The sequence below is a fragment of the Actinoplanes sp. DH11 genome (assembly GCF_020873875.1).
In the GTDB taxonomy this organism is placed as follows: Bacteria; Actinomycetota; Actinomycetes; order Mycobacteriales; family Micromonosporaceae; genus Actinoplanes.
The window spans coordinates 325,838-327,993 of record NZ_JAHWGU010000007.1; the positions used below are offsets into that span (position 1 = coordinate 325,838).

A 2,156-nucleotide genomic window follows, 5' to 3' on the forward strand; every position below is an offset into this window, starting at 1 on the left:
CGCGATGCCGCTCCAGTCCGGGGGCCGGGTTCAGGTGCCGGGTCATGAGAGTCCGAGGTCCTTGTCGATCAGGTCGAACAGTTCCTCGTTGGTCGCGGACCCGATGTCGAGGGAGGCGCCGTTGCCGGCCTGTTCGTGGGTGCGGCCGAGCTTGGAGAGGATCGCTTCCAGCCGCATGACGGTGCGGACCCGCTCAATGTCGTCGTGGGCCCGGGCGCTGAGCGCCGCTTCGATCTGTTCCAGCTCGCTCAACTCCGGCAGCGGGATCTCGGCCGCGCTGGGCAGGATCTCGCCGGTGAGGAAAGCGGCCAGCTCGATCGGGCTGGGGTGGTCGAAGACGAGGGTGGCCGGGAGTTTGAGTCCGGTCGCCTTGTTCAGCCGGTTACGCAGCTCGACCGCGGTGACCGAGTCGAGCCCGACCTCGCGGAACGCGCGGCCGGCTTCCACCCCGTCCGCAGACCGGTGTCCGAGCACCGCCGCCGAGTGGGCCAGCACCAGGTCCAGCACGGCCTGGTCGCGTTCGGCGGCGCTGAGCAAGGCGAGTTCGGCGCGCAGCGTGGACGGCTCCGCGTCCGGCTGCTCGTCCTCGTGTGCCGCGGCCCGCGCCGTCTGCGGCAGGTCGCCGATGAGCGGCCGGTTGCGGGCGGAGGTGAAGACCGGGCCGAAGCGCTCCCAGTCCACGTCCGCGACAGCGACGAAGGTGTCCCCGTTGTCGAGCGCGCGTTGCAGGGCGGCGAGCGCCGTCTCCGGTTCCAGCAGCGGCACGCCCTGCCGGCGCAGCTTCTCCTCGGTGCCTTCCTTGACCATGCCACCGGCCGCCCACGGCCCCCAGGCCACGGAGAGGATCCGGTGGTTGTGGTCGGCCTGGGCGAGTGCGTCGAGGTAGGCGTTGGCGGCCGCGTAGGAACCGTGGTCGCCGACTCCCCAGACGCCCGCGATGGAGGAGAAGAAGACCATGATGTCGAGCTGCTCGGGCTCGATCAGATCGAGGAAGTGGCGCGCGCCGGCGACCTTGCCAGTGGCGATGTAACCGAACTCGGGGACGTTGGTGCCGGCCACCGGGGCGAGCCCGCCGATGCCCGCGGTGTGCATCACGGCGCGGATCGGGTCGCCGGCCTCGGCAAGTTGCCGGACCAGCGCGGCGACGGCCGTCCGGTCGGCGACCTCGCAGGCGGCGACGGTGACCCGGCTGCCCATCCCACTCAGTTCGGCGACCAGCTCGGCGGCGCCCGGCGCCTGGTCACCACTGCGGCTGACCAGAACCAGGTGCTCGGCACCGAGGCCGGCGAGCCAGCGGGCGACGTGGCTGCCCAAAGCGCCGGTGCCACCGGTGACCACGACTGTCCCCTCGGGCCGCCAGGACCGGTCGGGTGCCGTCGTGTCCCGCGGTGCCGGCAGCAGCCGGCTGGCCAGCACGCCGGTGTCACGCAGGGCCAGCTGGTCCTCGTCGTCGTCGCGGGCGAGTGCGCCGGCGAGCCGGTGGAGCACCGTGTCGTCGACATCGGCGGGCAGATCGATCAGGCCGCCCCACTGCTCGGGCAGTTCCAGGGAGGCGACTCGCGCCATGCCCCAGGTCTGCGCCTGCTGCGGCCGCTGCGGTGTCTCGCCGTCACGGACAGCCATCGCGGTCCGGGTGACGTGCCAGATGGGCGCGACGAGTTCCGTCTCGACGGCCGCCTGGATGAGGTTCAGCGTGCCGAACAGCCCGTTGGGCAGCTGCACGTGCATCGGGTGCGGCTGTTCGTCGAGGGAGAGGAAGGAGAGCACCCCGGCCGCCGGAGGCAGGCCGGCGAGACCGTCCTGGATCCGATCGGCGATGTCCAGCGTCTCCTCGCGGCCGGAGTCGACCGCGAGGGTCAGCACGGTGGCGCCGTACTGCTGGAGGACCAGCGTGGCTGCGGCGAAGATGTCCCGGTCCGGGTGACCGGCGGGGACCACGAGCAGCCAGGTGCCGGTGAGGGCGGGCGCCGGGTTGTCGGGTACCGGTTTCCAGGCGATCCGGTAGCGCCAGGAGTCGATCAGAGCTTCGGTCCGTTGCCGGCGACGCCACTGCGCCAGCACCGGCAACGCCTGATCAACCCGCTCCTCACCACCCAACCCGAACGCACTCAGATCACCACGCTCCAGCACCTCCCAGAACGCATCCGTCCCACCAC

General features: G+C 71.8%; 1 protein-coding gene. It reads right to left on the reverse strand.

Annotated features, from left to right (window positions below; genetic code table 11):
• Nucleotides 1–42: 42 nt before the first annotated feature.
• Nucleotides 43–2,156 (reverse strand): SDR family NAD(P)-dependent oxidoreductase (locus LPA41_RS13205; RefSeq protein ID WP_229070447.1); only part of this gene is annotated, 2,114 nt, incomplete at its 5' end.